Raw genomic sequence first — 24,339 nt, forward strand, 5'->3', positions numbered from 1 at the left:
AGGAGAATCCGATGGAAGCCTTCACCGTGCACAAGGGGATCGGTGTACCGCTGCGCCGCTCCAACGTCGACACCGACCAGATCATCCCGGCGGTCTATCTGAAGCGGGTCACTCGAACCGGATTCGAGGACGGACTGTTCGCGGGCTGGCGAACGGACCCGGACTTCATTTTGAACACCGAGCCCTTCAACCGGGGTAGTGTGCTGGTTGCGGGTCCGGATTTCGGTACCGGTTCCTCACGCGAGCATGCCGTATGGGCTCTGTCGGACTACGGCTTTCGGGTGGTCATCTCGCCCCGATTCGCCGACATCTTCCGTGGCAATGCGGGCAAGGGTGGCCTGTTGGCGGCCCAGATGTCACAGAACGATGTCGAATTGCTCTGGAAGATGATCGAGGAACAGCCCGGTCTCGAATTGGTAGTGGATCTCCAGGCGCGCACCGTGACGGCGGGAACCGTCGTGTTGCCGTTCGATATTGATGACTACACCCGGTGGCGTCTGCTCGAGGGTTTGGACGACATCGGTCTGACGCTGCGGCGTAGCGACGTCATCACCGAGTTCGAAAAGGCAAGGCCGGCTTGGAAGCCCACCACCCTGCCCGCGCATATTTCGCAGGCGTAATCAATCAGGGACGATAGCTGGACGTCATGGTGGGCGGTAGCTAGACGTGTGCTAAACCACCATGAATTTTGGCGTGGCACATAGACTCTTGCTCAAAGTGGGTTTACCGTGGTACCTAGTCGGTCCGACGACGGGCCATTAGTCTGCGGAGGATTCAATGAACAAGGCGGAACTGATCGACGTTCTGACCGAAAAGTTGGGTACGGACAGGCGCACGGCTACCGCGGCAGTCGAGCATGTTGTGGACACCATCGTGCGCGCGGTGCACAAAGGCCAGAGCGTCACGATCACCGGATTCGGTGTGTTCGAACAGCGTAAGCGTGCTGCCCGTGTGGCTCGGAACCCGCGCACCGGCGAAACCGTCAAGGTCAAGCCGACTTCGGTGCCCGCGTTCCGTCCCGGCGCCCAGTTCAAGGCGGTCATCGCGGGCAAGCAGAAGCTCGCGGCGACCGGCCCTGCGGTCAAGCGCGGCGTGAATGCCCCTGTGGCCGCGAAGAAGGCGGCCGCCAAGAAGACGGCGGCGAAGAAGGCCGCCGCCAAGAAGGCGACCGCCACCAAGGCGCCCGCCAAGACGACGGCCAAGAAGGCTGCGGCCAAGGCTCCTGCGAAGACCACCGCCAGGAAGACCGCCGCCAAGACCGTCGCGAAGAAGGCTCCCGCCAAGAAGACGGCCGCCAAGGCCACCGCGGCCAAGAAGACCGCGGCCAAGAAGACGGTTACCAAGGCCACCGCCGCCAAGAAGACCACAGCGGCGAAGAAGGCCCCTGCGAAGAAGACCGCGGCCAAGAAGGCTCCGGCCCGCCGCGCACGCTGAGGATCGGTCGGCGGCCCGGCCGACTGACCAGCCATACGGACCGGAAACGGCCCCGGGGATCGCCCCGGGGCCGTTTCGGTCTGTCCGCACCCGGTTTCGGGGCGGGGATCTCCTAGCGCGCCTACGGCGGGCTCGATGGCCCTACGGCTTCACCAAGCCCGTCGACAGCGACCGGTCGAGGTGATCGGCGGCCACCATCCGCCCGCCCGCGAAAGACAGCACCCATACGCTGCCCTTGCGGTTGCGCGCGGGCGGAAGGGTGAGCCCGGACCGGCCCGCCCACCAGGACAGCAGATCGGGAATCACCTTGCCCTGGCTGCACACAACCCGCACGGGGCCGCGCGGCTCCAGCTCGACGGCGCGTTCCCTGGCCTCGTCCCGCGCTGCCGCGTAACCGCTTTCGGACAGCAGCGGCTCCAGATTGATCTCCACACCGAGTTTCTCGGCCAGCGGCTCCACCGACTGCACGCACCGCGCGGGATCGGCCGAATAGATCTCGCTCGCGCCGAAAGCCAGCAGATGCGGCACCAATGCCTGGGCCTGGTCGCGTCCGGCGCGCTCCAGCGGACGTTCGTCGTCGGGACCGTCGAATCGGTCGCGGTGGCCCGCTTTCGCGTGCCGCACCAGCAACAGGGTGTCGGTGGCGGCGGGCAGTCTGCTGAATGCCCGCACGACCTGGCGATCCATCGGATAGGACAGCGCGTCCATCACCCGATCGAGCGGATACCAGGTCAGCACGTCCACTTCGGAATTGGCGGTGAATTCGCCGCCCGCCACTTCCGCCGCCCAGTAATCGACGCGTTTGAGTTTGCGATGGCCGGGAACGGGGTAGGTGACGTGCCCGAGGTAGCGGCCGAGACGGGAGTCGAGGCCGGTCTCCTCGCGCACTTCGCGCACGGCGGCCAGCACTGGGGTCTCACCCGGGTCGAGCTTGCCCTTGGGCAGCGACCAATCCTGGTATTTGGGCCGGTGGACGACCGCGATCTCGACGCTGCCGGGCGCCGCGGGGGCGCGGCGCCACAGCACGGCGCCAGCGGCGTGAATATTGGCCGTCACTCGGGGATCCCAGAATGGGCCCCCGTCCATTTCGTATCCCGTCGTGGCATTCACGGTCGTTCCGGTCTCCGCAGTCGCATGAGGAATTCTTGATGGTCGCGCACTTGCTCACCGTCCTCGCCGGCGTGCTCCGGCGAGGCCTGCCAGCTGCCATCCGGTTGGAGTACCCAGCAGCGGGTGGTGGGATACAGGGCGGAGTCGAAGACGGCGCCCAACTGCTCGCGCAACTTGGGATCCTTCACCTGCGCCATCACCTCGACCCGGCGGTCCAGGTTGCGGTGCATCATGTCGGCGCTGCCGATCCAGTACTCGTCCTGCGCTTGGAAGTGCATGATCCGCGAATGCTCGAGGAAGCGGCCGAGGATGGAGCGCACCTCGATGTTGTCGCTCATGCCGGGCACGCCGGGACGCAGCCCGCAGATGCCGCGCACCACGATCTGCACCGGCACCCCCGCTTGCGAGGCGCGGTACAGTGCGTCGATCACCTGCTCGTCCACGATCGCGTTGGCCTTCAGGCGGATTCGCGCGTCGACGCCCTCCAGCGCGAGCTCGGTCTCGCGCTGGATGCGGTCGATGATGCCGGCGCGCACGCCCTGCGGAGCGACAAGCAGGTTGTGGTAGTTGGCTTTTCGGGAGTAGCCGGTCAGCGAGTTGAACAGGTCGGTGAGGTCGGCGCCGATTTCCGGTGCGGCGGTGAGCAATCCGACGTCCTCGTAGAGGCGGGCCGTCTTCGGGTTGTAGTTGCCGGTGCCGATGTGGCAGTAGCGGCGGATGGTCGAACCCTCGCGCCGTACCACCAGGCAGGTCTTGCAGTGCGTCTTGAGACCGATCAGGCCGTACACGACGTGCACGCCCGCATGCTCCAGCGCCCGTGCCCATTTGATGTTGGCCTGCTCGTCGAAGCGGGCCTTGATCTCCACCAGGGCGACCACTTGCTTGCCCGCCTCGGCCGCGTCGATGAGCGCGTTGACGATGGGGGAGTCGCCGGAGGTGCGGTAGAGGGTCTGCTTGATCGCGAGCACCTGCGGGTCGGCGGCCGCCTGCTCGATGAAGCGCTGCACGCTGGTGGAGAACGAGTCGTACGGGTGGTGCACCAGGACATCGCCCTCGCGCAGCGCCTGGAAGACGTTGCGCGGGGTCTCGCGCTCGCCGAAGGCGGGCGGGGTGGCCGGAACGTAGGGCGCGTCCTTCAGGTTCGGCCGGTCCACGCCGTACACCTGCCACAGGCAGGACAGGTCGAGCAGGCCGGGCACCTGGATCACGTCCCCGGGATGCACGTCGAGTTCGCGCAACAGCAGATCGAGCATGTGCTCGGTCATGTCGTCGGAGACTTCGAGCCGCACCGGCGATCCGAAGCGGCGGCGGGCCAGCTCGCGCTCCAGCGCCTGTAGTAGGTCCTCGTCGCGGTCCTCGTCGACCTCGAAGTCGGCGTTGCGGGTGATCCGGAAGGAGTGGTGCTCCACCACGTCCATGCCGGGGAAGAGCTGATCCAGGTGCGCGGCGATGAGTTCTTCCATCGGCAGGAAGGCGGCGACCGAGGAACCGGACGAGTTGCGCCGCACGCGCACGAAGCGGTCCACGTTGTCGGGGACCTTCACCCTGGCGAAGTGCTCGCCGCCGGTGGCGGAGTCCTTCACCGTCACGGCGAGGTTGAGGCTCAGTCCGCTGATGTAGGGGAACGGGTGTGCCGGATCGACGGCCAGCGGGGTCAGCACCGGAAAGACCTGATCCTGGAAGTAGGCCGAGAGCCGCTGGCGCTCATCGTCGTTCAGGTCGCGCCACACGATGATGGCGATGCCCTCGGCGGTGAGCGCGGGCAGCACCGAATCGAGGAAGGCCCGCGCGTGCCGGTCCGCGATCTCCTGCGCGCGGGCCGCGATCAGCTCCAGTTGCTCGCTCGGCGAGCGGCCGTCGGCCGAACGCACCGACAGCCCGGTCTCGGCGCGACGCTTCAGCCCGGCGACCCGGACCATGTAGAACTCGTCGAGATTGGACGCGAAGATCGCGAGGAATTTGGCGCGTTCGAGCAACGGCAGCGAGGCGTCCTCCGCGAGGGCGAGCACCCTGGCGTTGAAGTCGAGCCAGCTCAGTTCCCTGTTCAGGTAGCGATCACGTGGCAACCGCTGCGGAGCCTGGTCCGACTGCACCGGGGTGACGGCCGGTGGAGGCGTGGGCAGCAGCTGCTGTTGCTTGACGGTTTCCGTATCGCTCACGTCAACGATCATCCCCTACGAACCGCGCGGTGTGCAGGTCCACATCGGGATTGCAGGCCGGATCACGCCGTTTCGGCGATCCCCTAGCACACGTGACGAAAGGGTTCGTGAACACGACAGGACCAGCCGATGTCACGCAGCACAGCGCGGGTGGCGTCGCCCGCCCCGAGTTCGACCGCCAGGTCGAGATCCGCGGCGGTGTCGACATCGAGGCGCAGTCCCGGCCAGTGTCCGGTCAGATCCGCTGCGCCCGCCGCGATGTGCTGTCGGGCGGAGTCGGCGCCGAACCGCGGATCCAGCGGCGCGACGCCGTCCCGGACGACGAGCGCGGCCGTGCCGGTCCCGGCGTGGTCGACGACCACCGCGCGCCTGCCGACCGGCGCGACCGCCAGCATGTCCGCCAGTTCCTCGGGGCGCAGCGCAGGCAGATCCGCTTGCAGTGCGAGCAGTTCGACCGCGCCGTGGCGCCTGCGCAACGCGGTCGCGGCGTCGGACAGCGCGGTGTTCAGTCCGTCGGAGTCGGCGATGCGCGGTTCCGGGTGCACGTGCGCGCCGAGCCCGCCCGCCAGCTCGGCGACTGCGGGATCCGGGGTGACGACGGTGACCGACCGGACCTGCGAGACCGCCGCGGCGGCCGACACGGTGTCGGCGAGCATGGCGAGCACCAGCCGCGCCCGGTGCTCCGGGCGCAGCCGGTCGGCCAGTCGGCTCTTGGCCAGATCGAGGCTCTTGACCGCGATCACGGCGTGCACGGCGTGCGGGCGCATGGTCCCAATCCTTCCATGGCATATTGGGCAGATGACGAGGGCGGCAGTACTTGGCGCGGGATCGTGGGGCACCGCGTTCGCGAAGGTGTTGGCAGACGCCGGAACCGAGGTCACCATCTGGGCCCGGCGCGCCGAGGTGGCCGAGGCGTTGGCCTCCGAGCATCGCAATCCCTTCTACCTGCCCGGTGTGCAGCTGCCGCCGGTGGCCGCCACCGACGATCACGAGCGGGCGCTGGACGGTGCGCAGCTGGTGGTGCTCGCCGTGCCGTCCCAATCTCTGCGCGCGAATCTCGAGGCGTGGAAACCCGCGCTGCACGGCGCGATCACCGAGCACGACGCCACGCTGCTGAGCCTCGCCAAGGGCATCGAAACGGGCACGCTGCTGCGGATGAGCCAGGTCATCGCCGAGGTGACCGGCACCGAGCCGAGCCGCATCGCGGTGCTGTCCGGGCCCAATCTGGCCAAGGAGATCGCGGCCGGTCAGCCCGCGGCCACCGTGATCGCGTGCGCCGACACCGCCCGCGCGGAGGCGGTGCAGCAGGCCAGCAACACCGGCTATTTCCGGCCGTACACCAACACCGACGTGATCGGCTGCGAGATCGGCGGCGCGTGCAAGAACGTCATCGCGCTGGCCTGCGGCATCGCCTCCGGCATGGGTCTCGGTGACAACTCCATCGCCAGCCTGATCACCCGCGGCCTCGCCGAGATCATCCGGCTCGGCGTCGCGCTCGGCGCCGAGCCTGTGACGCTCGCGGGCCTCGCCGGGGTCGGCGACCTGGTCGCGACTTGTACCTCGCCGCTGTCGCGCAATCGGTCCTTCGGGCAAGTGCTCGGCGCGGGCGGATCGATGGAGGCAGCCCAGGAGGCCACCCATGGACAGGTGGCCGAGGGTGTGAAGTCGTGCACATCGGTGCGCGCACTGGCCGCCGCGCACGAGGTGGAAATGCCGCTCACCAACGCGGTGCACCAGGTGTGCCACGAGGGCCTCTCGATGCGCGAAGCCGTCGAGAATCTGCTGGGGCGGCGCGTCAAGCCCGAGTGATCGCCGCAGGGTAGCGGTCGCTATGACCGCCGCCCACCGGCCCGGTCCGCGATCGCCGCGCCGCCGCGGGCGGGTACGGTTCGGAGCATGACGAACCGGATCAGGGTGGCTGTGGTGTTCGGCGGGCGCAGCAATGAGCACGCCGTCTCGTGTCTGTCGGCCGGCAGCGTGCTGCGGAACCTGGATCCGGAGAAGTACGAGGCCGTCCCGATCGGCATCACCACCGAGGGCGGCTGGGTGCTCGGCGGCGCCGACGTCGCCGCGCTGCGCCGCAAGGACGACGCGCTGCCCTCCGTCGACGCCTCCGGCACCGCACTGACGCTGACCCCCGACCCGCAGCGTTCGGGGTCGCTGGTGGCGCTGGACGACCCGGGCGCCGCGCTCGGCTCGGTCGACGTGGTGTTCCCGATCCTGCACGGCCCGTTCGGCGAGGACGGCACCTTGCAGGGCATGCTCGAGCTCGCGGGCGTCCCGTACGTGGGACCCGGCGTGCTGGCCAGCGCCGCTGGCATGGACAAGGAATTCACCAAGAAGCTGCTCGCGGCCGATGGCCTGCCGATCGGCACGCAGGTGGTGCTGCGACCCGGCGTCGCGACGCTGTCGGCGGCCGAGCGGGAACGGCTCGGGCTTCCGGTGTTCGTCAAACCCGCCCGCGCCGGTTCCTCGCTCGGCATCACGAAGGTGGACGACTGGAGCGAGCTGGACACCGCCATCGCGACGGCGCGCGCACACGATCCGAAGGTGATCGTGGAGGCGGGCATCGTCGGTCGCGAGGTGGAATGCGGCGTGCTGGAATTCCCGGACGGCCGGGTGGAGGCCAGCGTGATCGCCGAGATCAGGATGCCCGACAACGACGCTCCCGAGTTCTACGACTTCGACACCAAATACCTCGACGACGTCTGCGAGTTCGACGTGCCAGCGAAGCTCGACGACGAGGTGGCCGAGCAGATCAGGGAGCTGGCGGTGCGCGCCTTCCGCGCCCTCGACTGCCAGGGGCTGGCCCGCGTGGACTTCTTCGTCACCGAGCAGGGGCCGGTGATCAACGAGATCAACACCATGCCCGGCTTCACCGCGATCTCCATGTATCCCCGCATGTGGGAGGCGACCGGGATCGACTACAACGTCCTGATCTCGACCTTGATCGACACCGCGCTGGTGCGCGGCACCGGCCTGCGCTGACCGCTGCGAAGGCTGCCGCGCGGATCAGTTCGGCAGCGGGCCCGGATCGAGCTCCGTGGCGGGCAGGTTCGCCGTGATGGTGTCGGAGACCTCCTGGAGCGGAGTCGGCCCCGAACCGTCGGGCACCGTCAGCGCGATGTAGGTGCCGCGGTCGACGGCGAACCAGGTGCTCGCCTCGGCCGCGTCGTCGCGCACCTCGAACCACTGCACGTCGTTGACGATCTGCAACGGCGAGGCGCGATGGAATTCCAGCGGTCGATCCAGCCCGCAGCGCAGCACGATGGCGTTCCCGCCGTCCGGGCGCTGCCAGGCGCGGGTGGCGGGCGGAGCGGGTTCCACCAGGGTCGACTTGGTGAACTCGCCCAGCTCGGCGGGCAACGCGGGCAGCAGCTTGGTGCAGGCTTCGCCCTCCGCGGCGGGCGCGGGCACCGGGCCGAGCGCCAGCGGCTCCCGCTCCACCGGCATGCGGCGGGCCAGCACGGCGGCGACCAGGACGGCGACCACCAGAACCACCGGCAGTGCTACCGCCGTCGCGATCAAGGCGGGCGGGTACGGGCGGGATTCCTCGTTCGCGTCGTCGGCGTCGGAATCTCCTGTGGTGCTGGTACTTTCGTCGGCCTCGCCGGTGACGGGCTTCTCGCCGGTGGCCTCGGATTCCTCGTCGGCGCGCGAGTCCCCGGCAGCGTCGGAGCCGTCGGGACGCGGCTCGTCCGAGGCTTCGGGCTGCTCGACGGTGTCCGACCGGTCGGCGGACCGATCCGCGGCCGCCCCCTTGCCGAGGCCGGTCGGCTTGTCGTCGTCGGTGGGGTCATGGCCCTTCGACGAGTCGCTGTCCGACGAGTCCGCCGCCATGCGTACCGGTCCTTCCTCTTCGCGCTCGCTGGAGCCGGTCGGCGCGGGTCGCGCTGCCTGCGTCGCGGCGGGCGCGCGCATCGACTCGGTGGTCTCGATTGCCCAGGACAGGGTACCGTCGAGCCGATTTCAGCTGGCATTACCTCGGAAGGGGACCGGTCATCAGCGAGAGCGCGGCGCCGCGGACGGTGCGTGAGCTGGGAGAGTTCGCGTTGATCGAGCGCATCAACGCCCGCCGGGTGCAGGCGCCCGCCGTGCTGCTCGGCCCCGGTGACGACGCGGCGCTGGTCGCCGCGCCCGACGGCCGGTTCGTGGTGACCACCGACATGCTGGTCGAGGGACGCCACTTCCGGCGTGACTGGTCGAGCCCAAGGGAGATCGGCCGCAAGGCGATCGCGCAGAACGCCGCCGACGTGGTCGCCATGGGCGCGGCGCCGACGGCCTTCGTGGTGGCGCTCGGCTGCCCCGCCGAGACTCCCGTCGCGGTGATCGACGAACTGGCCGACGGCCTGTGGGCCGAGGCGACGCGCGCGGGCGGCTCGATCGCGGGCGGCGATCTGGTCCGCAGCCCCGAGTTGGTCCTCTCGGTCACCGCGTTCGGCGATCTGCGCGGCGGCACGCCGGTCACCAGAGCCGGTGCGCGCGTGGGGGACACGGTCGCCGTGGCGGGCAGGCTCGGCTGGTCGGCCGCGGGACTGGCCGCGCTCACGCGGGGCGTCGACGCCGAGGAGTTCGCCGAAGCGTTTGCCGCCCACCGGGTTCCGCAGCCGCCCTACGAGGCGGTACTCGGTTCGACGTGGCGAGCGGGACACTCGCTCACCGATATCTCCGACGGACTGCTCGCCGATCTCGGTCATATCGCCGACGCCTCGGGTGTCGCGATCGATCTCGACGCGGCCGCGCTGCGCGACCCCGCGCTGGACGCGCTCGCGCGCAGGCTGGATGCCGATGCGGCGCAATGGGTTCTGGCCGGGGGCGAGGATCACGCCTTCGCCGGGACCTGGCCGGAGGGCGCTGAGCTGCCGGAAGGATGGCGTGCGATCGGCCGCGTGACGGCTGGGTCGGGGGTCACCGTCGACGGTGCGCCGCACCGGGGCGGCAGCGGCTGGGAATCGTTCCGTGGGGCGGACTCGGCGTCCGGGCCCGAGCCACGATAGGTTGTGCGGTCATGGGTGCGAAACCACTGTCGGAAATCATGGATTCGGGCTGGGCACAGGCCTTGCAGCCGGTCGAGGACCGGATCGCGGAGATGGGTGAATTCCTGCGAACCGAGAACACCGCGGGCCGCGGCTACCTGCCCGCGGGGGAGAACGTGCTACGCGCTTTCCAGCGGCCGTTCGACAAGGTGCGCGTGCTGATCGTCGGCCAGGATCCGTACCCGACGCCCGGCCACGCCATGGGACTGAGTTTCTCTGTGGCGCCAGATGTTTCGCCCGTACCGCGCAGCCTGGCCAACATCTTCTCCGAGCTGCACAAGGACCTCGGCCACCCGACGCCCTCCTGCGGCGATCTGAGCCCGTGGTCGGACCAGGGCGTGCTGCTGCTCAACCGCGTGCTCACCGTCTCGCCCGGCCAGCCCGCCTCGCACCGCGGCAAGGGCTGGGAGGCGGTCACCGAGCAGGCCATCCGCGCGCTCGTCGCGCGCGACGAGCCGCTGGTGGCGATCCTGTGGGGTCGCGACGCCTCGACGCTGAAGCCGCTGCTGAGCCAGGCCGAGGTGCCCTACATCGAGTCCGCGCATCCCTCGCCGCTGTCCGCGTCCCGCGGGTTCTTCGGCTCGCGCCCGTTCTCGCGGGTCAACGAACTGCTCGATGAACTGGGCGCCGAACCGGTCGACTGGCGCCTGCCCTGATCCCGCTCGCCTTCCGGCCCGCCGGGAATCAGCACCACCCGCATCACCGCACGAACACGATATCGAGGAGCACTGCAATGCAGCACAACACCGTTCGCGGCGCCCTGCGCGGCACCACCGCCACGCTGGCCATGGCCGCCGCTATCGCGGGCGCCACGTCGGCGGCCACCGCCGCGCCGCTGAAACTGGAACCCGCCGTGGAGACCAGCGAGACCGCGCCTGCGGCGCCGGTGGCCGAGGAGTTCACCTCGACCGGCTCCTCCACCATCTCCGCGTCGGTGAACGCGAAGGTCGCGTGCCTGTTCCAGCGCACCTTCAGCGCCATGCGCCTGGACTGCTGAGCACCGAGTTCACCGAGGCTCACGACGAGCCGTGCACGTACTGTGCGATCCTCAGATCGTGAGTAATGCGAACAATCTTCTCGAGCCCACCCGGCTGCGGCTGCGCGGTTCGGGTGGCATCGAGCTGGCCGCCGACCAGTTCGGCCCGGTCGGCGGCCCGCTCGTCGTCTTTCTGCACGGCGGCGGACAGACCAGGCACTCGTGGAAGCAGACCGGCGCGAAACTGGCCGCGGCCGGGATGCGGGTGATCACCCTGGACGCCCGCGGCCACGGCGACAGCCAGTGGTCGCCGGACCGCGACTACACGCGCGAGACGATGGTCGCGGATCTGACGCTCGTGCTCGAACAGCTCGATGCCGCGGCCGCACCGGGCGGGGGTGCGGTCGTGGTCGGCGCCAGCATGGGCGGCATCACCGGACTGCTGACCTCGGCCAGGCCGGGCGGCGCGGCGATCCGCGCGCTGGTGCTCGTCGACATCGTCACCCGCCCCGAGCCCGAGGGCGTCGCCCGGGTGATCGACTTCCTCAGCAAACATCGCGACGGCTTCGACACCCTCGAACAGGCTGCCGACGCGGTCGCGGAGTATCTGCCGCACCGGCCGCGGCCGAAGAACACCGACGGCCTGCGCCGCAATCTGCGCGAGCGCGACGGCCGCTGGTACTGGCACTGGGACCCGGACATGCTGCGCGACCGCGTCGAGGATCCGAGCGCGATGACCGAGCAGATGGAGGCGGCCGCCGCGCGGCTGCGCATCCCGGTGCTGCTGGTGCGCGGCATGCAGTCCGATGTGGTGAGCGCCGAGGGCGCGGCGGCGTTCCAGGCGCTGGTGCCGCACGCCGAACTGGTCGAGATCGGCGGCGCGGCGCACACCGCGGCCGGTGACGACAACGACGCCTTCACCGACGCGGTCGCGAAGTTCGTGGTGGAGAACCTGACGTAGCTCAGGCCGGGTTCCGGTAGTCGGGCTTGCGCTTGGCCACGAAGGCGTCCACCCCTTCCCGGCCGGTGCGGCTGTTCGCCGCCGTGGCGATGAAATCGCGCTCCAGGTCCAGCTGTTCGCTCAGCGTCGTCGAATCCGACTGTGCCAGAAGCGATTTGATGCTGGCATGGGTGGAGCGCGGCCCGCGCGCCAGCTCCTGCGCGAGCGCGAGTGTCGCGCTGCGCACTTCGTCGTCCGCGACGAGGCGGCTGAGGATGCCCAGCCGCACGCCCTCCTCGGCGTCGAGGACGGCGTCGGTGAGCAGGATCTCGCTGGCCCGTCCCGCGCCGACGATGCGGGGCAGCGTCCACGACATGCCGCCGTCGGGGCTCAGGCCGATGCCGGGGTAGGCGGGGCGCAGCTTGGTGGACGGGCCGCCCAGCGCGATATCCGCGGCGCAGACCAGGCTCATGCCCGCGCCCGCCGCCCAGCCCTGGACCGCGGCGAGCACCGGCACGCGGGTCTCGTCCAGTGCGCGGACGAACGCGTGCAGGTCGGTCGCCAGGCCGTGGATGTGGGCGGCGCGATCCTCGGCGGCGGCGAAGCCGCGCACGTCGCCGCCCGCGCAGAAGTTCGCGCCCGATCCGACGAGCACGACCGCGCCGATCTCGGGGCCGAGGTCGGCGAGCGCCGCGGTGCCCGCGGTGATCCCGGCGAAATCCATCGAGGTGCCGTTGGCGGCGGTGGCGATCGTGATCTGGAGGACGTCGTCGACGGTCGTGACGTAGTCGGTCTGCGCGGTGGAAGTCATGAGGGAACACTATCGTTCGCTCGGGCGGGATCTCGACGCCCGTTCCGGCTTCGGGCTACCGGGTCGCGCGGGCCGGGCGAATCATCCGCACCTGCATCGCGACGGTGAAGTCCTCCACCTTGCGCGCACCCTCCAGCGCGAAACCGTGCTTGCGGTAGAAGGCCTGGGCGCGCGGATTGTCCTCGAACACCCATAGCGAGCACGGCCGATCCGGGTCGACGGCGGCGGCCAGCAGTTGGTCGGCCAGGCCCGTGCCGTACCAGCCGGCGCGCACGTACAGCGCGTTGAGTTCGATCGGAGCGACCGGGGCACGGTCCCGGGACAGGCCCGAACTCGCGAACCCGATGACGGAGTCGCCGACGACCGCGACGTGCGTGCTGTCGGGATGGGCGGTGCGGACGCGGTCCCACGCCTCGGCCCGCCGATCCACGTCGAAGGCGTCGAGCACGTGAGCGGGGACCAGGCCGCGGTAGGCCTCACGCCAGCAGGCGATGTGGCATTCGGCCAAGCTGTGCACGTGTTCGGCGGCGAGCGGCGTGATCCGCCATGCTCGCGAGGGCGCCTCGGCCATCCGATGTCCCCGCTGTGGTCGGCGTACTGGAATACCTACCGACGACGACGCCCCGGACCACCCTTGTCGGGCGCCGGGGCGTGTGTCTTGGTGCTGATCGACCGGCGGCCGAATCAGCCGCGAGCGACCTTGCCCGCCTTCAGGCAGGAGGTGCACACGTTCATGCGGCGGGTGTTGCCCGGGGCAACCTGCGCGCGCACGGTCTGGATGTTCGGGTTCCAGCGACGGTTGGTGCGCCGGTGCGAGTGCGAGACCGACTTCCCGAAGCCGGGGCCCTTGGCGCAGACGTCGCAGACGGCAGCCATAGTCGCGAACTCCTTCATGTCATGTGGGGACCGCCGCACAATGATGCGGCATGTCCGGAAACAATGTCGTGATGTGCCCTGCCGACTGACGTCGGCCAGCGCAGGCCAGCTTCAGGCCGCACGAGCAACCCAGCAAGGGTAGCCAATGCCGTGCCGATCCGCCAAACCGGGACCCGGTCGGACGGGCCGTCCCGGCCGTCGAACACCCGTCGAGCATACCGATTCGGTGTCACGCGCCCGCTGTCGGTATCGCCAGCTAACCTGGCGAACGGTGGTGACGCCGGTGGGCGAGAAGGGAGCGAGGTGACGGTGCCGGGGCAGCGGGAAGAGATGGACGGCGCGGCGCTGAGGCTCTGGAGCCGCCTCTGTCTGGACGACCTCGAACAGCGCCGCGCGGAGATCAACGCGCTCAATGTCTTCCCCGTCGCCGACGCCGACACCGGGACCAATCTGCTGGCCACCATGCGCGCGGCCGTGCAGGCGGCCGACGCCGCGCAGGCCGCGGCGAGCGCGAATCAGGTCGCCGCGGCACTGGCGCGCGGCGCCACCGCGGGCGCGCGGGGGAATTCCGGCATCATCCTCTCGCAGGTGCTGCGCGGCATCGCGGAGGCGACTACGGAGGGACCGCTCACCGCGACGACCCTGCGCGCCGCCTTGCACCGCGCCGCGGCCCTGGTCCGCGAGGCGTTGAGCGTCCCGGTCGAGGGCACCATCCTCACCGTGCTGGAGTGCGCGGCCGACTGCGCGTCGGCCTGCGCCGAGGACACGCTCGCCGAGGTCGCCGTGGCCGCCGCCGACGGCGCGGCGAAGGCGCTCGGCGAGACCCCGTCCCAGCTCGGTGTCTTGCGGGCGGCGGGCGTGGTCGACGCGGGCGCGCGCGGTCTGGTGGTGCTGCTGGACGCGCTGGTCGCGGTCGTCCTCGGCGAGACGCCGACCAGGCCCGAGTACCTGCCTGGTGAATTCGCCGCGGTCGCGGAGGCCGCGGAAGTCGTGGACAGCGCGGGCGACGAGCCGCATTTCGAGGTGATGTACCAGCTGTCCGACACCGACCTGGCGCGCATCACGCGTCTGCGCGAGCGCCTCGCCGAGCTCGGCGATTCCGTGGTCGTGGTCGGCGACGGCAGCGGGAACTGGTCCGCGCACGTGCACTGTGCCGACGCGGGCGCCGCCGTGGAGGCGGGGCTGGCGGCGGGCGCCCTGCGCGACATCCGGATCGAGAGCTTCGCCATCACGGCCCCGGTCGGCCGCGATCATCTGGAGCCGCCGCGCCCGCGCGACGCGGGCCCCGCCGATCGCGGTGTGCTGGCCGTCGCCGCGGGCTCGGGCGCCGCGGCGCTGTTCGAGGCGGCGGGCGCGGCGGTGCTCGGCGCGCATCCGGTCACCTCGGCCGCGCTGCTCACCGCGATCCGGCAGATGCCGCATCGCGAAGTGCTCGTGCTGCCCAACGGCGCGCTGCCCGCGCACGAACTGGTGGCCGTCGGTGTCGCCGCTCGCGACGCGCACCGCGACGTGCTGCTGCTGCCGAGCGGTTCCATGGTGCAGGGCTTGGCGGCGCTCGCGGTGCACGATCGCGGCCGGATCGCCGTGGACGACGCGTTCGCGATGTCGGAGGCGGCCGCGGCCACCCGATGGGGTGCGCTGCGGGCGGCCTCGCACCGCGCACTGACCATGGTCGGGACCTGCGAGCCGGGCGACGGACTCGGCCTGGTCGGCCACGACGTGGTGGTGATCGACCGCGACGTGCGCGGCGCGGCGCTGACGCTGCTCGACCGGATGCTCGGCCTCGGCGGCGAATTGGTCACCCTGTTGATGGGTGCGGACGCGCCCGCCGGTCTGGCCGAGGAATTGAGCGCGCACATCGCGCGGAGCTTCCCCGGCGTCGAGGTCACGGTGTATTCCGGTGGGCAGCAAGGGGATCTGGCGCAGATCGGGGTGGAATGAGCGAACGTAGTGAGCGAATCATGTGCCAGCGCGCGTTGCGCATGGCGGAGCCGAGCGTCAGCGAGGTGGAGGCATGAGCACGAGGGCGGAGACATGGCGACACTGAGCGATCGGCTGGACCACATCCTTGGCGCGAAGGCCGCGGATTCGCTGGCCGACGCCTTCGATATGAACACCGTCGAGGACCTGCTGCGGCACTACCCGCTGCGCTACGCCACCCAGGGCCAGCCGCTCACCGAGGAGGCGCCGGAGGACGGTTCGCACATCACCGTCATCGGCCGGATCACCAAGACCGAGCTGAAGCCGATGCGCAACCGGCGCGGCTCGCTGCTGAAGGTGTTGCTGGACACCGGTTCCGGACGCCCGGTCGACGTCACGTTCTTCAACGGTGACAAGGTGAAGTACGTCGTCAAAGAGGGACTTCGGGCGATGATGTCGGGCACCGTGAGCTACTGGCGGCCCGGCAGCTGGAATCTCAGCCATCCCGGCTACCTGATCCTGCCCGAGACCGAGGACGATTCGGTCGGCACTTTCACCAAGGTGCGCGGCGGCGGCGATCTGCGCGGCCTGGCAGAGAGCGCGAAAGGCGCTGGCGGCGTGGATGTCTCGTTCATGGAGCGGGAATTCATCCCGGTGTATCCGGCCACCGCGAAGGTGCAGAGCTGGGATCTGCTCGCCTGCGTGCGCCAGGTGCTCGAACAGCTCGACCCGATCGACGATCCGCTGCCGGAGGACGTTCGCGACGACCGCGCTCTGATGCCGGTCTCCGACGCGCTGCGGTTGATCCATCTGCCGGAACGCAAGACCGATATCGACCGGGCCAAGGAGCGGCTGCGCTTCGACGAGGCGCTGGCGCTGCAACTGGTGCTCGCCGAGCGTCGGCACGAGGTCGCGGGCCGGACCGCGCGACCGTGCCCGCCGCGCACCGACGGCATCGCGGCGGCCTTCGACCGGCAGCTGCCGTTCGAGCTCACCGCCGGTCAGCGGCAGGTGATCTCGGAGATCTCCGCCGATCTCGGCCGCACCCAGCCGATGCACCGGCTGCTACAGGGTGAGGTCGGCTCCGGCAAGACGATCGTCGCGCTGCACGCCATGCTCCAGGTGGTCGACGCAGGTCAGCAGTGCGCGCTGCTCGCGCCGACGGAAGTTCTCGCCGCTCAGCACTATCGGTCGCTGCGCGGGATGCTCGGCGAACTCGGCACGGCGGGCGAGCTCGGCGCCGCCGAACAGTCCACCCGGGTGGTGCTGGTGACCGGTTCGATGTCGGCGTCGGCGAAGAAGGCCGCGCTGCTCGAGGCCGTCACCGGCGAGGCGGGCATCGTCATCGGCACGCACGCGCTGATCCAGGACAACGTGGAGTTCTTCGACCTGGGCATGGTGGTGGTCGACGAACAGCACCGCTTCGGCGTCGAACAGCGGGACGCGTTGCGCGCCAAGGCGAAAGCTGGAAGCAGCCCGCATCTGCTCGTGATGACCGCGACCCCGATTCCGCGCACCATCGCCATGACCACGCTCGGCGATCTGGAGACCTCCACGCTCACCGAGCTGCCCCGCGGCCGTTCGCCCATCACGTCGAAAGTCGTTCCGCGCAAGCTGCATCCGAACTGGGTGGACCGGGCCTGGGAACGCATCCTCGAAGAGGTGAAAGTCGGCCGCCAGGCTTACGTGGTGTGCTCGCGCATCGGCGACGACGAGGAGAACGGCGGCTCCGGCAAGGGGCGCGGCCGCGGCAAGGCGGCGGAGGAGAAAGAGGCCCCGGCCACCCAGGCCGTGGTCGACGTCTTCGACATGCTGCGCGCCGGACCGCTCGCGGGCGTCCGGGTCGGCCTGTTGCACGGCAGGCTGCCCTCGGACGAGAAGGACCAGGTCATGCGCGCCTTCAACGACGCGGAGATCGATGTGCTGATCTGCACCACCGTGGTCGAGGTCGGCGTCGACGTGCCGAACGCGACGGTGATGGTGATCGTGGACGCCGACCGGTTCGGCGTCAGCCAGCTACACCAGCTGCGCGGGCGGATCGGCCGCGGCAAGCACGCGGGGCTGTGCCTGCTGATCACCGACGCCGCGCCCGGCGGTTCGGCGATGAACCGGCTCGAAGCCGTGGCCGCCACCACCGACGGTTTCGAGCTCGCCGTGCTCGATCTGCGCCAGCGCCGCGAGGGCGACGTGCTCGGGGCGGCGCAGTCCGGCACCGCCAGCTCGCTCAAGCTGCTCTCCCTGCTCGACGACCTGGAAGTCATCACCGCGGCGCAGGATCTGGCCAGGCAGCTGGTCGAGGCCGATCCCGGTCTGCGCGAGCACCCCGGCTTGGCGGGCATGATGCACGCCGCCGTCGACGGTGAGCGGCTGGAGTATCTGGCCAAATCATGACGCGCGCCGGGGACGGACCGCGGCCGCGATCCGCTCCTCGGCGAATGGTGCTACGCCACAACGGCTTTCGGCTGCTCCGCCGTCGCGTCGGCGGCATTCGCGCCGCGCGAGTCCGCGGTCCACAACCCGATGACCGCCGCCGAGATCGCGATCAGGCCGCCGACGAGCAGCGCGCGCTGGAAACCGTCGGTCATCGCGTCGAGCTGCGGCTCGCCCGCCGCCAGCTGCGCGGTGGTGCGGGAGGTGGCGATCGCGGTCAGCACGGCGATCCCGAGCGCGCCGCCGATCTGCTGGGCCGTGTTGAGCAGCGCGGCGGCAAGTCCGGCCTGTTCGGCGGGGACGCCGGCGTTGGCCGCGGTGGTGTTCGCGACGAACACGGCGCCCGCCCCCACCGACATGACGAGCATGCCGGGCAGCACGTTCGTCAGGTAGGACCCGTCGGTCGGGATGAACGACAGCCACACCACGCCGAGCCCGGTGATCGCGGCGCCGCCGATGATGACCGGCCGGGTGCCGACCCGGGCGAACAGTTTCGCCGAAAGGCCAGCCGCCGCACCGATGGTAAGGCTCACCGGCAGATAGGCCACGCCCGCCTCGAACTCGCCGTACCCGAGGACCGACTGCATGTAGAGCGTCACGAAGAAGAACATCGCGAGCATGCCCGCGGCCAGGGTGAGATGGGTCAGGTTCGCCGCCGCCAGGCCGCGGATGCGGAAGATCGACAGCGGCATCAGCGGATCCGCCGAGTAGCGCTCGTTCGCCACGAAGGCGATCAGCAGCGCGGCCGCGCCGCCGAGCAGCGCGAGCGTCGTCGCGTCGCCCCACCCGTGCTCGGGCGCCTTCACGAGTCCGTAGACGAGCAGCATCAGCCCGCCGGTGCCCAGCGCGGTGCCGAGCAGGTCGAAGCCGCCGCGGATCTCGTTGCGACGATCGTTGGGAACGAGCGCAGGGACGGCCGCCAGCACCAGCAGGCAGACCGGGGTGTTGACGTAGAAGATCCAGCGCCAGCCGGGGCCCTCCGCCAGCACGCCGCCGAGGAAGACGCCCGCCGCCGACGCCAGGCCCGCGGCCCCGCCCCACACGCTGAGCGCGGCGGTGCGGTCAGGGCCCTCGCGGAAACTGGTGGTGAGGATCGACAGCGCGGCGGGCAGCATCAGCGCCGCGCCGACGCCCTGCGCGAGGCGCGCGCCGATCAGCAGCCCGCTCGCGCCGATCAGCAGCCCGCTCGCGTCGGCCAGCCCGCCGATCGCCGAGGCGACCGCTATGGTCAGCGTGCCCGCGATGAGCACGCGGCGGCGTCCGAGCAGGTCGGCGAGACGGCCGCCGAGCAGCATGAGTCCGCCGTAGGTGAGCAGGTAGCCGCTGGTGACCCATTGCAGCGTCGACACGTCCATGCCGAGTTCGCGCTGGATGGTCGGCAGCGCGACATTGACGATCGAGCCGTCGACGAAGTCGAGGAACGCGACTGTGCACAGCAGCGCCAGCGTGAGCTTGCCGCGGCGAGTCGCCAGATACGAGGGTGTTTCGGTCGGTGCGAGCACTGGCCTGGTCCTTCTCTGTGGTCGGACGGTTGTCGTCCGGTCACCAACCCAGAGCGCGCGGAGCCGAGGGAGGTGACATCGGCGGCCGCCCGCGAGATTCGGATCACACCTCGCGGCTCGCGATGTCACATCCGAGGCGCGGAAACACTCTCGGACAACGACAGCCGCGCGAGCTTTCCGGCACAGGAGGAACGATGATCGAGACCATGGACGAACAGCCGACGCGAATCTTCGCCGAGCACCGCGAACTGCTGTTCTCGATCGTGTACAACATGCTCGGCACCGTCACCGACACCGAGGACGTCCTGCAGGACACCTGGCTGGCCTGGGTGTCGCGCCATCGCTCCGATCTCGGCGAGATCACCAGCCCGCGCGCGTACCTGGTGCGGATCGCGGTGAACGCCGCGCTCTCGCGCCGGGAGAGCATCGTCCGCAGGCGCGAGACCTACGTCGGGCCGTGGCTGCCCGAGCCGCTGGTCGCCGACACCCCCGAGATCCGAGACAGCGCGGATGCCGCCGAGATCGCGCTGCGGGGCGAGTCGGTCTCGCTGGCCGTGCTCGTGATCCTGGAGACGCTGACCCCGCTGGAACGCGCGGTGTTCGTGCTGCACGAGGTGTTCGGCTATCCGCACGCCGAGATCGGCGCGATCCTGGGCCGGGAGACCCCGGCGATCCGTCAACTCGCGCACCGGGCGCGGGATCACGTGCGGGCGAAGCGCCCGCGCTACCAGGCCGATCCGCGAACCCAGCGCGCGGTGACCGAGCGCTTCCTCGCCGCCCAGCTCAGCGGGGACGTGACGGGCCTGCTGGAGATGCTCGCGCCGGACGTCACGTTCCTGTCCGACGCGGGCGGCCGGGCGCGGGCGGCGCTGCGGCCGATCCACGGGGCGGACAAGGTCGCGCGTCTGCTCACCAGCCGGATGGTGATCGCTTCCGTGCCGGACATGACCGTCCGGGTCGGGCGGACCAACGGCGATCCGTCCGCGATCGTGTACTCCGGCGGCGAGCTGCAAGCCGTCGTGGTGCTGGACATCGACGCGGACACCGGAAAGGTGCGCGGCGTCTACGCGATTCGCAACCCGGAGAAGCTCCGCCACCTGCGCGGGTGAGGTTCAGCGCAGCATTCGGGGATACGGCAGATCGGTGCTGGTGTTCTCGGCGACCGCGAGCGGGCTGCCGATCTGCGGAAATGCCCGCTGCGGGCAGGCGGGCCGCTCGCACACCTTGCAGCCCGCGCCGATCGGCACCGCGGCGGCCGGGTCGTCCAGGTGCAGGCCGGTGGAATACACCAGGCGGTCGGCGTATTCGATGTCGCAGCCGAGTCCGATGGCGAAATTCTTGGTGGCCGTACCGAATCCGTGCGGGGCGATGAACGAGGTGCGGGCGATCCACAGGTAGCGCCGTCCGTCGGGCATGGCGGCGATCTGGGTGAGGATGCGGCCGGGATTCGCGAACGCCTCGTGCACCACCCACAGCGGGCAGCTGCCGCCGACGCGGGAGAAGTGGAAGGCCGTGGCGGACTGGCGTTTCGAGATGTTGCCCGCGCGGTCGGTGCGGACCAGGAAGAACGGCACGCCGCGCTGGCCCTGCCGCTGCAGGGTGCTCAGGCGGTGGCAGATGGTCTCGAAGCCGACCTCGAAACGCAGGCTCAGCAGGTCGATGTCGTAGCGCAGTTCCTCGGCCGAGCGCAGGAACCGGCCGTAGGGCAGGATCAGCGCGCCCGCGAAGTAGTTGGCCAGCCCGATCCGGGCCAGCGCGCGGGATTCCCCGGTGAGCGAGGGGGTCTCGCTGAGCACCGCGTCCAGTTCGGCGCCGAAGAGCAGGAAGCCGAGCGTGGTCGCGATCTGGAAGGCGCGCTGCCCGGGCCGCAGCCTGCGGGCCAGGGTCAGCGTCCGGCTCTCGGGGTCGTAGTGGCGCTTCGGGATCGACGGATCGGCGCCGTCGCCGCGCACCAGCACGGTCACCCCCGCCCGCTCCTCGGCGATCCTGGCCAGCTGGCGATCCAGCGAGCCGATGGTCAGTCCGGACTCTTCGAAGAGCTGTTCGGCGAGGTGATCGAGGTGCGGAATGTGATTGTGGTGGTCGTAGAAGAAGTCGCGGACGTCCTCGTAGGGCATCGGGACGCCGGGCCCGCCGGTGGGCGCGGCCACCCGGGAGGAGAGCAGATCCAATTGGTCGGTGGCGGCTCGCAATCGCCGGTGCATGGCGACCAGGAGGCGGGCCACCTCCGGCTGCCTGGTGGCCAGCTCCTCGACCTCGGCCAGCGGGGCGCTGTCGCCGCCCGCCGCGTCGACGAGCACCTCGTGCAGATCGGAGACCAGTCTGGCGTCGGAGTCGGCGGCGAAGAACTGCACATCGAGGTCGAAGGTGGAGTTGAGCTTCAACAGCACCGGAATGGTGAGCGGTCGCTGGTCGCGTTCCAGTTGGTTGAGATAACTGGGCGAGAGATCCAGGGATTTCGCCAGTGCCGCCTGGGTCATCCGCCGTTCCTCGCGCAATCGCCGCAACCGGGCGCCCGCATACATCTTGCGCACGGGCGAATCCTAGCCGCTGAGTCTTCGCAAACATCGCAGATTCGGCACTTCTCGCCCACAAAAATCGGCATGTGCAAGGGGTTTTTGCTTCGGAGTTCGCTGCGTAGCGTGCGAAGAGAGGCCCTTGGGCCTGCTGAGCTGGCCGTCTGGAACCGGAGGATGCATGAAGACCCATATCGTACGCGCTCGCGCCGCCGACGAGGCGTTTCCGCGCGGCGAACATCTGGCCGCGAGGATCGCGGAGGTGGCCGCGGATCCGGTCGAGGTGACCGACGAGGTGGCCGAGATGATCGTGAACCGCATCATCGACAACGCGGCCGTCGCCGCGGCCTCGGTGCTGCGGCGTCCGGTCACCAGCGCGCGCACCCAGGCCACGGCGCAGCCGTATCGACCGCGTGAGGGGCGGTCGGGTGGCACCGTCTTCGGCTTGTCCACGCAGACCAGGGTCTCCCCCGAGTGGGCCGCGTGGGCCAACGGGGTCGCGGTGCGGGAACTGGACTTCCACGACACCTTCCTCGCCGCGGAGTACTCGCACCCCGGCGACAACATCCCGCCGATCCTCGCCGTCGCCCAGCACACCGGGCGCACCGGCGCCGAGCTGATCCGCGGCCTGGCCACCGGTTACGAGATCCAGATCGACCTGGTGCGCGGAATCTGCCTGCACCAGCACAAGATCGACCACGTCGCGCATCTGGGGCCGTCGGCCGCGGCGGGCATCGGCACGCTGCTCGGGCTGGACACCGAGACCATCTACCAGGCGATCGGTCAGGCGCTGCACACCACCACCGCGACCAGGCAGTCACGCAAGGGCGAGATCTCCAGCTGGAAGGCCTACGCCCCGGCGTTCGCGGGCAAGATGGCGGTGGAGGCGGTGGACCGGGCCATGCGCGGCGAGGGCGCGCCCGCACCGATCTGGGAGGGCGCCGACGGCGTCATCGCGTGGCTGCTCGGCGGAACCGACGTCGAGTACCGCGTGCCGCTGCCCGCCCCCGGCGAGGCCAAGCGCGCCATCCTGGACAGCTACACCAAGGAGCACTCGGCGGAATACCAGAGCCAGGCCCCGATCGACCTGGCCCGCCGGATGCGTTCGCGCATCGACGATCTCGACCGGATCGAGTCGATCGTGCTGCACACCAGCCATCACACGCACGTGGTGATCGGCACCGGCTCCGGCGATCCGCAGAAGTTCGACCCGCACGCCAGTCGCGAAACCCTCGACCACTCCGTTCCCTATATCTTCGCGGTGGCGCTGCAGGACGGCGGCTGGCACCACGAGCGCTCCTACGCCCCGGAACGCGCGCAACGACCGGACACCGTCGCGCTGTGGCACAAGATCTCCACGGTCGAGGATCCGGAATGGACCCGCCGCTACCACTCGACCGACCCGAACGAGAAGGCGTTCGGCGCACGCGCGGTGGTGACACTGCAGGGCGGCGAGACCCTCGTCGACGAGCTGGCTGTCGCCGACGCGCATCCGCTCGGTGCGCGGCCGTTCGCCCGCGCCCAGTACATCGAGAAGTTTCGGACGCTGGCCGACGGGGTAGTAGATCCTGCGGAGCAGGACCGTTTCCTCGACGCGGCGCAACGCACCACGAAACTCGGTGCGGGAGAACTCGATCAGCTGACGTTCACCGTGGCGCCCGAGGTCCTCGGCCGGGCACCGGAGGTTCGTGAGGGGATCTTCTGATGCCCGACCAACTCCGTTCCGGCCTGATGGCCGCCACGACCACCGCCGCCGCCAAGCGGGCCGCCTTCCGCACTGGACTGGCCTCCGGGCGCATCCAGCGCCTGCCCGGCGCGTTCAACCCGCTGGTGGCCACGCTGATCCAGCGGCTCGGATTCGAGGGCGTCTACGTCTCCGGCGCGGTGGTGTCGGCCGAATTGGCGCTGCCCGACATCGGTTTGACCACGCTCACCGAGGTGGTCGAGCGCGGTCGGCAGATCGCCAGGGTGACCGACCTGCCCGTGCTGATCGACGCCGACACCGGCTTCGGCGAACCGATGAACGCCGCGCGCACGGTGACCCTGCTCGAGGACGCGGGACTGGCGGGCTGCCACATCGAGGACCAGGTGAACCCCAAGCGCTGCGGCCATCTCGACGGCAAGGCCGTGGTGCCGGTGGACGACATGGTGCGCAGGCTGCGGGCGGCCGTCTCGGCGCGCCGCGATCCCGGCTTCGTGATCTGCGCCAGGACCGACGCGCGCGGCACCGAGGGACTGGACGCGGCGATCGATCGCGTCAAGGCCTACGCCGACGCGGGCGCGGATCTGATCTTCACCGAGGCGCTGGCCGACCCGGCGGAGTTCGCGAAGTTCCGTGCTGCCGTTGACGTTCCGCTGCTCGCCAACATGACCGAGTTCGGCAAGTCCGAGCTGCTGTCTGCGCGGACGCTGGAGGAACTCGGCTACAACGCGGTCATCTATCCGGTGACCACGCTGCGGCTCGCTATGCACGCGGTGGAACAGGGGTTGGCCGAGATCGCGGGCACCGGAACGCAATCCGGTCTGCTCGACCGGATGCAGCACCGCGCACGGCTCTACGAACTTCTCGACTACGAGCGATACAACGACTTCGACTCCGGAATATTCACCTTCACGCTGAGCGAGTGAA

At 70.1% G+C, this 24,339-nt stretch carries 22 protein-coding genes; 13 read left to right on the top strand and 9 right to left on the bottom strand.

From position 1 onward, the window contains the following. Positions 1–11 precede the first annotated feature (11 nt). Both leuD and AC3EO7_RS32585 read left to right on the top strand, forming a co-directional pair. Positions 12–620 carry a 3-isopropylmalate dehydratase small subunit gene (gene leuD / locus AC3EO7_RS32580; protein ID WP_431972467.1) on the top strand — a complete coding sequence of 203 codons (609 nt, stop codon included), beginning with the start codon at positions 12–14 and terminating at the stop codon, positions 618–620. Positions 621–777: 157 nt separating this feature from the next. Further along, positions 778–1,434, top strand: coding sequence for an HU family DNA-binding protein (locus AC3EO7_RS32585; RefSeq protein ID WP_431972466.1), 657 nt, complete (start codon positions 778–780; stop codon positions 1,432–1,434). 141 nt (positions 1,435–1,575) lie between these two features. Here AC3EO7_RS32585 and AC3EO7_RS32590 read toward each other — a convergent pair whose 3' ends face one another. From AC3EO7_RS32590 to cofC, 3 genes are all read right to left on the bottom strand, one after another. Continuing rightward, the gene (locus tag AC3EO7_RS32590; RefSeq protein ID WP_435593294.1) at positions 1,576–2,520 is read right to left on the bottom strand and encodes an NUDIX hydrolase; all 945 of its coding nucleotides are present in this window, start codon (positions 2,518–2,520) and stop codon (positions 1,576–1,578) included. A 20-nt stretch (positions 2,521–2,540) separates the two neighbouring features. After that, positions 2,541–4,715 carry an RNA degradosome polyphosphate kinase gene (locus tag AC3EO7_RS32595; RefSeq protein ID WP_435593295.1) on the bottom strand — a complete coding sequence of 725 codons (2,175 nt, stop codon included), beginning with the start codon at positions 4,713–4,715 and terminating at the stop codon, positions 2,541–2,543. A gap of 71 nt (positions 4,716–4,786) precedes the next feature. After that, positions 4,787–5,470 (bottom strand): 2-phospho-L-lactate guanylyltransferase, encoded by a 684-nt coding sequence (gene cofC, locus AC3EO7_RS32600; RefSeq protein ID WP_431972463.1) that lies wholly within the window; start codon positions 5,468–5,470, stop codon positions 4,787–4,789. Between the two features lie 31 nt (positions 5,471–5,501). Between cofC and AC3EO7_RS32605 the strand changes: the two genes are divergently transcribed. Beyond that, on the top strand, positions 5,502–6,512 hold the full coding sequence (locus tag AC3EO7_RS32605; RefSeq protein ID WP_435593296.1) for an NAD(P)H-dependent glycerol-3-phosphate dehydrogenase: 1,011 nt from the start codon (positions 5,502–5,504) through the stop codon (positions 6,510–6,512). A gap of 87 nt (positions 6,513–6,599) precedes the next feature. Beyond that, complete coding sequence (locus AC3EO7_RS32610) at positions 6,600–7,691, top strand: D-alanine--D-alanine ligase family protein (RefSeq protein ID WP_435593297.1); 1,092 nt, start codon at positions 6,600–6,602, stop codon at positions 7,689–7,691. Between the two features lie 24 nt (positions 7,692–7,715). On the opposite strand, the gene AC3EO7_RS32615 is transcribed toward AC3EO7_RS32610, so the two are convergent. Next, positions 7,716–8,231: a DUF3515 domain-containing protein gene (locus AC3EO7_RS32615; protein ID WP_431972492.1), complete on the bottom strand. Its 516-nt coding sequence runs from the start codon at positions 8,229–8,231 to the stop codon at positions 7,716–7,718. 473 nt (positions 8,232–8,704) lie between these two features. Here AC3EO7_RS32615 and AC3EO7_RS32620 point away from each other — a divergent pair, with 473 nt between their 5' ends. The 4 genes from AC3EO7_RS32620 (at position 8,705) to AC3EO7_RS32635 (ending at position 11,676) form a co-directional block, all read left to right on the top strand. After that, complete coding sequence (locus AC3EO7_RS32620; RefSeq protein WP_435593306.1) at positions 8,705–9,700, top strand: thiamine-phosphate kinase; 996 nt, start codon at positions 8,705–8,707, stop codon at positions 9,698–9,700. Positions 9,701–9,711: 11 nt separating this feature from the next. Then, positions 9,712–10,395, top strand: coding sequence for a uracil-DNA glycosylase (locus tag AC3EO7_RS32625; protein WP_431972460.1), 684 nt, complete (start codon positions 9,712–9,714; stop codon positions 10,393–10,395). 77 nt (positions 10,396–10,472) lie between these two features. Further along, positions 10,473–10,736, top strand: coding sequence for a hypothetical protein (locus AC3EO7_RS32630; RefSeq protein WP_431972459.1), 264 nt, complete (start codon positions 10,473–10,475; stop codon positions 10,734–10,736). A 58-nt stretch (positions 10,737–10,794) separates the two neighbouring features. Beyond that, positions 10,795–11,676, top strand: coding sequence for an alpha/beta fold hydrolase (locus AC3EO7_RS32635; protein ID WP_435593298.1), 882 nt, complete (start codon positions 10,795–10,797; stop codon positions 11,674–11,676). A 1-nt stretch (position 11,677) separates the two neighbouring features. Here the strand turns inward: AC3EO7_RS32635 and AC3EO7_RS32640 are convergent, their stop codons facing one another. From AC3EO7_RS32640 to rpmB, 3 genes are all read right to left on the bottom strand, one after another. Next, positions 11,678–12,466, bottom strand: coding sequence for an enoyl-CoA hydratase/isomerase family protein (locus tag AC3EO7_RS32640; protein WP_431972457.1), 789 nt, complete (start codon positions 12,464–12,466; stop codon positions 11,678–11,680). A 55-nt stretch (positions 12,467–12,521) separates the two neighbouring features. Further along, on the bottom strand, positions 12,522–13,037 hold the full coding sequence (locus AC3EO7_RS32645; RefSeq protein ID WP_435593299.1) for a GNAT family N-acetyltransferase: 516 nt from the start codon (positions 13,035–13,037) through the stop codon (positions 12,522–12,524). A 113-nt stretch (positions 13,038–13,150) separates the two neighbouring features. After that, positions 13,151–13,342: a 50S ribosomal protein L28 gene (rpmB, locus tag AC3EO7_RS32650; protein ID WP_039799620.1), complete on the bottom strand. Its 192-nt coding sequence runs from the start codon at positions 13,340–13,342 to the stop codon at positions 13,151–13,153. Positions 13,343–13,672: 330 nt separating this feature from the next. Between rpmB and AC3EO7_RS32655 the strand changes: the two genes are divergently transcribed. Both AC3EO7_RS32655 and recG read left to right on the top strand, forming a co-directional pair. After that, positions 13,673–15,283 (top strand): DAK2 domain-containing protein, encoded by a 1,611-nt coding sequence (locus tag AC3EO7_RS32655; RefSeq protein WP_435593307.1) that lies wholly within the window; start codon positions 13,673–13,675, stop codon positions 15,281–15,283. 93 nt (positions 15,284–15,376) lie between these two features. Next, entirely contained in the window at positions 15,377–17,653 is a 2,277-nt protein-coding gene (recG, locus tag AC3EO7_RS32660) for an ATP-dependent DNA helicase RecG (protein ID WP_435593300.1), read from the top strand. Positions 17,654–17,703: 50 nt separating this feature from the next. Here recG and AC3EO7_RS32665 read toward each other — a convergent pair whose 3' ends face one another. Continuing rightward, complete coding sequence (locus AC3EO7_RS32665; protein ID WP_435593301.1) at positions 17,704–19,194, bottom strand: MFS transporter; 1,491 nt, start codon at positions 19,192–19,194, stop codon at positions 17,704–17,706. 194 nt (positions 19,195–19,388) lie between these two features. Here AC3EO7_RS32665 and sigJ point away from each other — a divergent pair, with 194 nt between their 5' ends. After that, positions 19,389–20,303 carry an RNA polymerase sigma factor SigJ gene (sigJ, locus tag AC3EO7_RS32670; protein WP_431972678.1) on the top strand — a complete coding sequence of 305 codons (915 nt, stop codon included), beginning with the start codon at positions 19,389–19,391 and terminating at the stop codon, positions 20,301–20,303. Positions 20,304–20,306: 3 nt separating this feature from the next. Here sigJ and AC3EO7_RS32675 read toward each other — a convergent pair whose 3' ends face one another. Then, entirely contained in the window at positions 20,307–21,728 is a 1,422-nt protein-coding gene (locus tag AC3EO7_RS32675; protein ID WP_431972679.1) for a short-chain fatty acyl-CoA regulator family protein, read from the bottom strand. 163 nt (positions 21,729–21,891) lie between these two features. Here AC3EO7_RS32675 and prpD point away from each other — a divergent pair, with 163 nt between their 5' ends. Next, a complete protein-coding gene (gene prpD, locus AC3EO7_RS32680; protein WP_431972680.1) occupies positions 21,892–23,415 on the top strand; it encodes a 2-methylcitrate dehydratase PrpD in 1,524 nt (507 codons plus the stop codon). After that, the gene (prpB, locus tag AC3EO7_RS32685; RefSeq protein ID WP_435593302.1) at positions 23,415–24,338 is read left to right on the top strand and encodes a methylisocitrate lyase; all 924 of its coding nucleotides are present in this window, start codon (positions 23,415–23,417) and stop codon (positions 24,336–24,338) included. The genes prpD and prpB overlap by 1 nt, the downstream gene beginning before the upstream one ends. Position 24,339: the final 1 nt, after the last annotated feature.

This window comes from Nocardia sp. bgisy118, assembly GCF_057708605.1.

Bases quoted from the DNA above. Each gene is read 5' to 3' on its own strand.
- leuD (WP_431972467.1), top strand. From the start codon at position 12: ATGGAAGCCTTCACCGTGCACAAGGGGATCGGTGTACCGCTGCGCCGC.
- AC3EO7_RS32585 (WP_431972466.1), top strand. From the start codon at position 778: ATGAACAAGGCGGAACTGATCGACGTTCTGACCGAAAAGTTGGGTACG.
- AC3EO7_RS32590 (WP_435593294.1), bottom strand. From the start codon at position 2,520: ATGGACGGGGGCCCATTCTGGGATCCCCGAGTGACGGCCAATATTCAC.
- AC3EO7_RS32595 (WP_435593295.1), bottom strand. From the start codon at position 4,715: ATGATCGTTGACGTGAGCGATACGGAAACCGTCAAGCAACAGCAGCTG.
- cofC (WP_431972463.1), bottom strand. From the start codon at position 5,470: ATGCGCCCGCACGCCGTGCACGCCGTGATCGCGGTCAAGAGCCTCGAT.
- AC3EO7_RS32605 (WP_435593296.1), top strand. From the start codon at position 5,502: ATGACGAGGGCGGCAGTACTTGGCGCGGGATCGTGGGGCACCGCGTTC.
- AC3EO7_RS32610 (WP_435593297.1), top strand. From the start codon at position 6,600: ATGACGAACCGGATCAGGGTGGCTGTGGTGTTCGGCGGGCGCAGCAAT.
- AC3EO7_RS32625 (WP_431972460.1), top strand. From the start codon at position 9,712: ATGGGTGCGAAACCACTGTCGGAAATCATGGATTCGGGCTGGGCACAG.
- AC3EO7_RS32630 (WP_431972459.1), top strand. From the start codon at position 10,473: ATGCAGCACAACACCGTTCGCGGCGCCCTGCGCGGCACCACCGCCACG.
- AC3EO7_RS32640 (WP_431972457.1), bottom strand. From the start codon at position 12,466: ATGACTTCCACCGCGCAGACCGACTACGTCACGACCGTCGACGACGTC.
- AC3EO7_RS32645 (WP_435593299.1), bottom strand. From the start codon at position 13,037: ATGGCCGAGGCGCCCTCGCGAGCATGGCGGATCACGCCGCTCGCCGCC.
- rpmB (WP_039799620.1), bottom strand. From the start codon at position 13,342: ATGGCTGCCGTCTGCGACGTCTGCGCCAAGGGCCCCGGCTTCGGGAAG.
- AC3EO7_RS32655 (WP_435593307.1), top strand. From the start codon at position 13,673: ATGGACGGCGCGGCGCTGAGGCTCTGGAGCCGCCTCTGTCTGGACGAC.
- recG (WP_435593300.1), top strand. From the start codon at position 15,377: ATGGCGACACTGAGCGATCGGCTGGACCACATCCTTGGCGCGAAGGCC.
- sigJ (WP_431972678.1), top strand. From the start codon at position 19,389: ATGATCGAGACCATGGACGAACAGCCGACGCGAATCTTCGCCGAGCAC.
- prpD (WP_431972680.1), top strand. From the start codon at position 21,892: ATGAAGACCCATATCGTACGCGCTCGCGCCGCCGACGAGGCGTTTCCG.
- prpB (WP_435593302.1), top strand. From the start codon at position 23,415: ATGCCCGACCAACTCCGTTCCGGCCTGATGGCCGCCACGACCACCGCC.